The 9921-nt window shown below is 57.1% G+C and carries 5 protein-coding genes; all 5 read right to left on the reverse strand.

The window, feature by feature from the left end:
• Positions 1 to 15: 15 nt before the first annotated feature.
• Positions 16 to 1404, reverse strand: a complete 1389-nt coding sequence (gene fliD, locus AD663_RS19315; RefSeq protein ID WP_053214362.1) for a flagellar filament capping protein FliD — start codon at positions 1402 to 1404, stop codon at positions 16 to 18.
• 81 nt (positions 1405 to 1485) lie between these two features.
• The gene (locus AD663_RS19320; protein ID WP_053214363.1) at positions 1486 to 1836 is read right to left on the reverse strand and encodes a flagellar protein FlaG; all 351 of its coding nucleotides are present in this window, start codon (positions 1834 to 1836) and stop codon (positions 1486 to 1488) included.
• A gap of 74 nt (positions 1837 to 1910) precedes the next feature.
• On the reverse strand, positions 1911 to 3356 hold the full coding sequence (locus AD663_RS19325) for a flagellin (RefSeq protein WP_003184060.1): 1446 nt from the start codon (positions 3354 to 3356) through the stop codon (positions 1911 to 1913).
• Between the two features lie 249 nt (positions 3357 to 3605).
• A complete protein-coding gene (locus AD663_RS19330) occupies positions 3606 to 4535 on the reverse strand; it encodes a ketoacyl-ACP synthase III (protein ID WP_003184062.1) in 930 nt (309 codons plus the stop codon).
• Between the two features lie 328 nt (positions 4536 to 4863).
• On the reverse strand, positions 4864 to 9717 hold the full coding sequence (locus tag AD663_RS29390; protein WP_305728866.1) for a calcium-binding protein: 4854 nt from the start codon (positions 9715 to 9717) through the stop codon (positions 4864 to 4866).
• Positions 9718 to 9921 lie beyond the last annotated feature (204 nt).

The raw sequence follows: 9921 nt of genomic DNA on the forward strand, positions 1-9921 counted from the left end.
CTTCAACTGTACGAATCAGTTATCTGACGATGACGCTTTGTTGATGGCGTTGAGTGTGGCCATGACGCTGTCACCCTGTGCTCGCAGCCGGGCAACCAGGGAATCCATCGCTGTATATTTGGCGGAGAGACTCGCTTGCAGGCTGACCATGCGCTCATCGAGGTTATCCTGCTGCTTCTTCAATGCTGTCAGGCTATCGCTGAGGCTTGCCGAGCGCGCGGCAAAAACACCGGTTTTGCTTAAGGCGAAGCTATCTGTGGCGGTCTTCATTCGCGCCAGCAAGCCGTTGTCACCGGAGAAAATGCCATTGATGTCGGCCGCATTGGTCAATGCAGCGGCATCGAACAGCTTGTCATTGATCGACAGCGTGCCGGTTTTCTGGTCAGTCTGGACGCCGAACTGGGAGAGCGCCTTCAGCTGGCCGGTGCCCGCCATCGAGTTCAGCTCGGTACGCACCGCCGACAGCAACGCCCGCAGGGAAGCATCGCCAGTCAGTGCACCAGACGTCACCTTACCATCGGCGGCTGTCGTGACCTGCGTCTCGGCATTAGCGGCCTTGATCAACGCGTTGTAGCTGTCAACGAACCCCTTGACCGACGACTTCAGATTCGCACCGCTGGCCGCCACCGTGATGCTGGTCGGCGTTGCGGTCCCGCTGGCAGGCACCACAGAAGCACCGATCAGCTTGATGGTAACGCCACTGACGGCGTCAGCAATGGTATTGGTCTTGGACTCCATCGACAGCCCATCGAGCGTGTACAGGGCATTCTGTGGCGGAGCCAGCACTGTAACGCCGGTTTCCAGCCCCGAATCTCCCGTCACGGTCAGGTCCGAACCGACCCCGGTGGTCGTCGACGTCAACACCATTCGCGAACCATTGGCATCGGTCACGATGTTGGCGCTCAAGCCCTGGTTGGTGTACTGGGAGTTGATCGAATCGCGGACCTGTTGCAAGGTCGCGCCGGCAGGGACGCTAACGGTGAACGTGTTGGAGCCTTGCTTGATATTCAGCGAGGTCGGCCCAGTACCGGCATTGACCACTGAGGAAGCACCACCCGCGAAGACCTTCGTCGAGATCTTCGATGCCGTCGCCAGTTGGGTGACCGTCAAGGCGAAACTTCCGGCCGCCGCGCCATTACCCGTGGTCACGGTCGCGACTTTTTCGTCGGAGGACGAACCGCTGAGGCCACTGAAGCTCGACGCGGTTTTCATGTTGTCCAACGCGCCACGAAAAGCATCCAGCGCAGCCTGGATTTTGCCGAGCGACGACAGTGAGGTAGTCGCCTTCAACGTCTGGGTGTTGATCTGCGTCTGCTTCGGTGCCCTCTCGGCAGCTACCAGAGACGCCACGATCGCCTGGGTATCGATGTTCGAACCAGGCCCACTTATCGTTGCACCCGCCATCATCTTTCTCCTTATCCAGTGGCTGCCGCTTTTTTGACTGAGGGCGCCCTAAACAGTCGTAACAACAAAATTCATGCCAGTTCAGGCCTTGTCATCAAACAACAAGTGACTGGCGTCCGATAGGCTTTGCGCCAGTTTCAGCGCGGTTTCCGATGGGATCTGGCGAATCACATCGCCGGTTTCGGTGGCGATCACCTTGACCACGACCCGGCCGGAAGAATCATCAATGGAGAAATCCAGCTTGCGCTGGGCAGCCTGGACGAACTCCTGAATATCGGTCACGGCCTTTTCCAGATCCTCGCGCTTGGGCTTGGCATCTGATGGCGCAACGGCCTCAACCTTCGGCTGGTCCGGTTTGCCGACAACAATCGGCGCTGCATTCTGAGGGGCAACGGGCGGATAAGACAGGTTCAACTTTACGCTCATGTCCATGCTAAATCTCCTCATCACGGAAAAGACGAAAGGGCACGTAAACGCGCCCTTCCGTCAGTCACCAAGCGCTGGGATTACTGAAGCAGCTTCAGTACAGCGGATGGCAGCTGGTTAGCCTGAGACAGGATCGCAGTGGAAGCCTGTTGCAGGGTTTGTTGCTTGGTCAGCTGAGCAGTTTCCGACGCGAAGTCGACGTCCTGGACCACACCACGAGCAGCAGTGGAGTTGTCCGAGATGCTGCGCAGGTTAGCTACGGTGCTGTCGAAACGGTTTTGTACAGCACCGAGGTCAGCACGCTGGGAGTCGATGTTGGCAATGGCCTGGGTGATCACGTCTACAGCGTTCTGCGCGTTGGCAGCAGTGGTCACGTCGGTGTTGCTGACTACGGTTTTGGTCGAGCTGACGGTAGTACCGGCGGCTACGAACAGACCGGTAGCACCAGCGCCGTTCATCGAGTAGCTGTTGGTGGAGTTCAGGGAAACAGCACCAGTCACTTGCAGAGCACCAGCGGTAGCGGCAACAGCTGCGCCGTAGTTACCAGAGCCGTCTTTGGCAGCAACAGTGATACCAGCAGCGGCACTGAGGTCAGCCGAGTTGAAGGTGATGTTCTCACCGGTGTCGGACTTGATTTCCAGGTTGTTGGTGGTGGCGTTGAAGTTAACGCTGATGCCCAGTTTGGCGGCGTTGGACTTCAGTTGGTCAGCCAGGCCGGCGGTGTCGGTTACGCCGACGAGGTTGACCGCAGTACCCGAACCTACCTGGATGCTGAAGTTTGCAGTGCCTGGAACAGCGCCAGTGATGGCTGCGGTGTTCACGCCGAACTTGACTTCGGTGCTGGCGGTAGCCGCCAGGCCGCCGATAGCGCCGTTCAGTTGCGCAGCGGTAGCCTTGGCCGACTGACCGGCAGCTACGTTGATGTTAGCGGTCTGGCCACCACCAGTGATGGCGATCGCACCAGCGGCAACACCGGTAGCGCTTGGCGCGATGGCAACGCTTTTCAACTGCTGGGAGCCGATGTTGTTGGCCGACACGTCGCCCAGGCTCATGTTGATGGTTTCGTTAGCGTTGGCGCCCACTTGGAAAGCGGTGGTACCGAACGAACCGTCGAGGATCTTGCGACCACCGAAGGTGGTGGTGGTAGCGATACGGCTCAGCTCAGCGGTCAGAGCGGCGTATTCGGAGTTGTTCGACTTACGGTCATCGGCGCTTGGCGAGCCGTTCGCGGAAGCCAGAGCCAGGGTACGCATTTTCTGCAGGATGTTGGTGGATTCTTGCATCGCACCTTCAGCAGTCTGTGCGATGGAGATACCGTCACCGGCGTTCTTGATCGCAGTGCCCAGGCCGTTGATCTGGCTGGTCAGACGGTTGGAGATCTGCAGGCCAGCTGCGTCGTCTTTTGCGCTGTTGATACGCAGACCGGAAGACAGGCGTTGCATCGAAGTTTGCTGAGCGGCGGAAGCCTTGTTCAGGTTGTTCTGAACGGTCAACGATGCAATGTTGGTGTTTACTGTTAAAGCCATGACGAAATCCTCGTTGGATGGATACTGCGGCTTCCGGCCCTGACATCCGTCGGGTGTGGCCTAGAGAACCTACATACTAGTTATCGTCGTGAAGGTGCTTTGCTTGAGGGAATTTTTGGATATTTTTAGTGGCAGCGTGCCAGCCCTTTATTTTCAAGGCTTTAGCGTTATTTATTGGCGCCAGAAAAACGCAAAACGCCCGGGAACTTTCGTTCCCGGGCGTTTTTCATTGCAGCGGAGGAAGTCGGATCAGCCGCGATAGAGAATCGCCGAGCCCCACGACAGCCCTACACCGAAGCCGCTGATGGCCACGCGGGTCCATTTGGAGTCGAACATGTGATTCTGCAGCAACAGCGGAATGCTCGATGACACCGTGTTGCCGGTCTCGAGCATGTCCTTGACGAACTGGGCCGAACCACTCTCATCGAAACGACGCGCCACGGCGTCAACGATGGCTGCGCTGCCCTGATGGATACAGAAGGCATCGATATCACCGGCCTGCAAGTTGGATTCGTCCAGCAATTCATGCAAATGCGCCGGGACTTTGATCAAGGCGAAGTTGAAAACCTGGCGGCCGTTCATGAAGAACACGCCATCGCTGACCTTGAGATGCGGAGCGCCGGAACCATCGGTACCGAACTTCGACTTGCCCAGTTGCCAGACAGCGCTTTCACCCATCCAGGTCGCGGTGGCGGCATCGCCGAACAGCATGGTGGTGTTACGGTCTTCCGGATCGACGATCTTGGAATACGGGTCGGCGGTCACCAGCAGGCCATTCTTCAGCCCGGTCGCCTCCATGAAGCCCTTGAGCGCATAGATGCCATAGACGTACCCGGAACAACCCAGGGAAATGTCAAAGGCGGCGACATGAGTTGGCAGGCCCAGCTTGTCCTGAACGATTGCGGCCGTGTGCGGCAAGCCTTCCTCATCACCGTTCTGGGTGACAACGATCAGGCAATCGATGGACTCACGCTTGAGTTCAGGGCTGGCGGCAAACAGTGCGTTGACTGCTTCGACACACAGATCGGAAGTTTCCTGCTCAGCGCCCTTGCGCGGCAGAAATGCCGAGCCAATCTTGCCAAGGATGAAGGTTTCGTCCTTGTCGAACTTTGCACCTTGGGCGTAGTTATCAACCCCGGCCGCCGGCACGTAACTCGCTATATTTTTTATGCCAATCATTATGGCTTCCCAATAATAAACAGCTGAACACCGCCGCTCGCTGAATCGAGGGCGTCTACAGTCAGGGATTGGCCCCCAGAAGAGGCAACGTCGGAGGCTAAAAAGGCCCCACCACCTTCACCGCCCGCAGACAGGATACAGTGAAGATGCGCGTTTTGACTGACAGGTCACTCCGGGAGCGGGGCTTTATTTGATTTTGTGGCCCGCGCAATGCTCCGCCCGGTCTCATCACACCTCCCAAAACCCATAAAGAAGCCCCTCATTGAGAGGGGCTTCTTGTGCGGTTTTGGCTGCCAAGTGTCACTGACAGCCGCAGTTTAAGTCAGGGTTAAACGGGAATAGTGAATGTATCCCCGTTGGCGGTCTGAAACGACTCAATTGTGTTAGAGCCGGCATACCAGTCGGCCAGAATGACCGCATTGTCCTGATGGCCTGCATTCCATTCCACAGTATTGAAAATGAAAGCGTTGGTGCCATCCGTCTGGACCATCACATCCGCGTAGGACTTGATGTTCAGGAGCTGTATCAAATCACGGCCAGAAGTGCCATCGTCCTTGATCAGCACACTGGAGAATGATTGCACCCGATAAGTATCACCACCCTCCCCGCCATAGGCTTCACCTGTTGCATTCATATTGAAGGTATCGAAACCCGCACCGCCTCGCAGTTGATAACCGTAGCCGTTCCCCGTCAGGGTGTCGCTGCCATCGCCGCCATCGGCAATACCAGAGGTGACTGTCAACGAGTCGTTGCCGGCCTCGCCGTACAGCACACTGCCGGTGTCGTAGTTGCTGCTACGCATGGTGTCATTGCCATTGCCACCCAAAAGCGTATCGGCCTCGTTGCCAGAAGGGGGCAACGCAAGGGCGCTGGTATCCGTGACGGTACCGCCATAGATAAAGTCATCGCCATCGCCGCCATAGAGCAAATCGTCACCCGCCCCACCTTCCAGTTTGTTGGCGTTGGCATTGCCTGTCAGGGTGTCGCTGAACTGCGAACCGATCAGATTATCGATATTGGCCAACACGTCGCCTTGCGCATCACCGCCCGACGTGGTTCCTGCCAGCAGGTCGATCTGCACACCAGCGCTGCTGGTCAGGTACCAGGCACCGTCGCCAAGGCCCGAGCCATTAAGCGTGTCAGCCCCCCCGCCACCGATGAAGTTTTCCGCAGCCCCAGCACTTCCAGTGAACGTATCAGCCTGAGCAGTCCCCTGGAAAATCTCGATGGAGGTGTAGCTATCACCCGCCGCGACTCCCGTCAGCAACGGCGCACTCAGATCCAGCGTGATGCCTGAACTCTCGCTAGCAAAACTCAGCATGTCCATGCCGGTGCCGCCATTGAAAACGTTGATGCCTGCATCACCGACAAATACATCACTGAAGTTGGAACCGGTGATGGATTCGATGCTGTCGTAGGTATCGCCTGCCGCGATGCCGGTGTGGATGCCGGTTTGGATATTGATGGTCACACCCGCAGTGCTGTCAGCGTAACTGACGGTATCGGCTCCCTCGCCACCGATGAATTTATCCGCGCCCGCGCCACCGAACAGAAGATCATTCCCCGCACCGCTGGTGATGATGTTGTCCGAAACGTTGCCGCGCCCGATGAAGTTGCCCGTGCCGGTGAAGGTCAAGCGCTCGACTTCCGTAGCCAGAGTCACGTTGGTCTGGTTGGTACGCACTTCATCGTCACCGCCACCGGCAGATTCCCGAACGAACTGGCTGGCTGTGCCATTGATGATGTAAAGATCGTTACCGCCACCACCGTAAAATTCGTTCGTACCCAGTGTGGTGCTGAAGACATCGTCATAGTTCGAGCCGGTAATTCTTTCGAAGCTACTGAACGTGTCGCCTTGGGCATCGCCACCCGACCCCGTCCCCGCCGTAGCAGAGGTCATGGTGATGCTCACCCCCTGTTCCGACTGCGTGTAAGAGAGCATGTCAGTACCGGAATAACCGTCCAGGGTGTCAGCTGCGGCGCTGGCATAAAACGTGTCGTCGATGGTTGAGCCTCGAAACGTTTCGATACCGCTGAAGGTATCGCCCTTTGCAAACCCGGTGTGTACGCCGTTTTTTAGATTCAGCGTTACGCCACCTGAATCTTCGTAACTCGCGATGTCAATACCCGCGCCGCCAATCAATTGATCCGCTCCGTTACCACCAATCAGCAGATCGTTACCCGCACCACCGGTAATGACGTTGTCCGAGGCGTTGCCGCGACCCGTAAAGTTGCTTGCGCCGGTATAGGTGAGACGCTCCACCTCTGTCGCCAGGGCCACGGTGGCATAATTGGTGCGCACCTCATCGTCACCGCCACCGGCCAACTCTCGCACAAGTTGACTGGGAGCATTGATGACATAAACATCGTTACCACCACCGCCATAAAACTCAGTCGTATTAAAAGTGGTGCTGAATACATCGTCATAGTTGGAACCAGTAATCCTCTCAAAGCCATTGAACGTGTCGCCCTGAGCATCGCCCCCCAATCCAACCCCCGCTGTAGCAGAGGTCATGGTGATGTTCACGCCCTGTTCCGACTGCGAATAAGACAGCATGTCTGTACCGGAGTAGCCGTCCAGGTTGTCAGCCGCGGCACTGGCATAAAACGTGTCGTCGATCGTCGAGCCTCGAAACGTCTCGATACCACTGAAGGTGTCGCCTTTCGCAAACCCGGTATGTACGCCGGTTTTCAAGTTCAGGGTCACGCCACCCGAGTCTTCGTAACTGACGATGTCAACGCCGGCACCGCCAATCAGTTGGTCCGCACCATTACCACCGATCAGAAGGTCGTTGCCCGCGCCACCGGTGATGATGTTGTCCGAGGCATTGCCGCGGCCGGTAAAGTTGCTTGCGCCGGTATAGGTGAGGCGCTCTACCTCTGTAGCCAAGGCCACGGTGGCATAATTGGTGCGCACCTCATCGTCACCGCCACCGGCAAACTCGCGCACGATTTGGCTGGGAGCATTGATGATGTAAACGTCATTACCGCCACCGCCATAAAATTCAGTCGCGTTAAACGTGGTGCTGAATACATCGTCATAGCTGGAGCCGGTAATTTTTTCAAAGCCACTGAACGTATCACCCTGAGCGTCGCCACCCAACCCAGTCCCCGACGTCGCAGAGGTCATGGTGATGCTCACGCCCTGTTCCGACTGCGAATAAGACAGCATGTCAGTACCGGAATAACCGTCCAGGGTGTCAGCCGCGGCACTAGCATAAAACGTGTCGTCGATGGTCGAGCCTCGAAAAGTCTCGATACCACTGAAGGTGTCGCCTTTCGCAAACCCGGTGTGTACGCCGGTTTTCAGATTCAGCGTCACGCCACCCGAGTCTTCGTAACTGACGGTGTCAACGCCAGCACCGCCAATCAGTTGGTCCGCACCGTTACCACCGTTCAGGGTATCGTTACCGGTGCCGCCGTTGATGATGTTATCCGAGGCGTTGCCAGTTCCACGAAAATTACCCGTTCCAGTAAAGGTCAAGCGCTCGACTTCCGAGGTCAGGGTCACGTTGGCCTGATTGCTACGTACCTCATCGTCACCGCCACCGGCAAACTCCCGCACAGTGTGGTTAGCAGCGCCATTGAAGATATAAACGTCGTCGCCGCCACCACCATAAAACTCAGTAACGCCAAGCGTGGTACTGAATACATCATCATAGTTCGAACCGGTAATTCTCTCGAAGCCACTGAACGTGTCGCCTTGGGCATCGCCCCCAGACCCGATCCCTGTCGTAGCAGAGGTCAAGGCGATGCTCACGCCCTGTTCCGATTGCGTGTAGGAGAGCATGTCGGTACCCGTATAACCATCCAGGTTGTCAGCAGCGGCGCTGGCGTAAAAAGTATCGTCAGATGTAGAGCCTCTAAACGTTTCAATACCGGTAAACGTATCCCCCTTCGCAAAACCTGTGTGTACGCCGGTTTTCAGGTTTAGGGTCACGCTGCCTGCGTCCTCATAGCTGACGATGTCAGCGCCGGCACCGCCAATCAATTGGTCCGCACCATCACCACCGAACAAAAGATCGTTACCCGCCCCCCCGGTGATGACGTTATCCGAAGCGTTGCCGCGACCAGTGAAACTGCTCGCGCCGGTATAGGTCATGCGTTCGACCTCCGCCGCCAGTGTCACGTTAGCTTGGTTAGTTCGCACTTCATCGTCACCGCCACCAGCAAACTCCCGCACAAACTGACTAGCAGTGCCGTTGATAATGTATAGGTCATTACCGCCACCGCCCCAGAAATCGGTACTGCCTACTGCGCTATTGAATACATCGTCATAGTTCGAACCGATAATTCTCTCAAAGCTATTGAACGTGTCGCCTTGCGCATCTCCCCCCTGACCGGTCCCCACTGCTGCGGAAGTTATCGTGATATTGATGCCCTGGTCCGACTGCACGTAGGAAAGAATATCGGTCCCCGTATAACCATCCAGGTTGTCGGCAGCAGCACTGGCATAGAACGTGTCGCCAGCGGTCGATCCCCGAAAGGTTTCGACGCCGCTGAATGTATCGCCCGCTGCGAAACCGGTGTGTACGCCGGTTTTCAGGTTCAGGGTCACGCCGGCCGAATCTTCGTAACTGACGATGTCAATCCCAGCGCCGCCATTCAACTGGTCCGCACCATTGCCACCGATCAGGAGGTCGTTACCCGCACCGCCGCTGATGACGTTGTCCGCAGCGTTGCCCCGACCGATGAAGTTGCCCGTGCCGGTGTAGGTCAGGCGCTCAACGTTGGCCGCCAACGTCAGGTCCCCGAGCGTCGTACGTACTTCATCGTTTCCCCCGCCAGCTATCTCGTAGACAGTCACGCCTATCCCACTGACGAGGTATACGTCGTCACCGCTCCCCCCCTGTAGGGAATGTCCATTGGTCTGGGAGATCAGCGTGTCGTTGAAAGACGAGCCCACCACGACTTCGATGCCGGCCAATGTATCGCCCTGCGCATCCCCATCCAGGCCAACCCCGGTAATCAGGTTTACAGTGACTCCTAGGGCTGAATTCGAATAGGACGCCGTATCGGTGCCGGTTCCGCCATTCAGCACGTCAGCCCCCGCCCCGCCCTCTAGCCAATCGTTGCCGTCTCCACCGCTCAGCGAGTCGTTTCCTTCCAACCCATATAGCTGATCCGCACTCGTAGTACCAACCAGAGTGTCCGTACCCGATGTCCCATTAATCACTGCCATTTTTTCTTCCTTGCCCTGTTGATGATTCGGTTGCGCGCTGCTGATTCAGCAGAGCCTCATCCTTCCCGGAAGGCCCGCTGAGCATGATCGCTGATCGGTTTAAGCAAATAAGACATGACGTTCCTGGAGCCGGTCTGGATCATCGACTCCACGGGCATCCCCGGCACCAGGGCAAGCCCTTGGAGTTTTGCCAACTCACTTTGG

Origin of the sequence: Pseudomonas sp. Q12-87 (assembly GCF_001269755.1) — a bacterium.
Lineage (GTDB): Bacteria > Pseudomonadota > Gammaproteobacteria > Pseudomonadales > Pseudomonadaceae > Aquipseudomonas > Aquipseudomonas fluorescens_S.

Bases quoted from the DNA above. Each gene is read 5' to 3' on its own strand.
- fliD (WP_053214362.1), bottom strand. From the start codon at position 1,404: ATGGCGGGTGCAACGATAAGTGGGCCTGGTTCGAACATCGATACCCAG.
- AD663_RS19320 (WP_053214363.1), bottom strand. From the start codon at position 1,836: ATGGACATGAGCGTAAAGTTGAACCTGTCTTATCCGCCCGTTGCCCCT.
- AD663_RS19325 (WP_003184060.1), bottom strand. From the start codon at position 3,356: ATGGCTTTAACAGTAAACACCAACATTGCATCGTTGACCGTTCAGAAC.
- AD663_RS19330 (WP_003184062.1), bottom strand. From the start codon at position 4,535: ATGATTGGCATAAAAAATATAGCGAGTTACGTGCCGGCGGCCGGGGTT.
- AD663_RS29390 (WP_305728866.1), bottom strand. From the start codon at position 9,717: ATGGCAGTGATTAATGGGACATCGGGTACGGACACTCTGGTTGGTACT.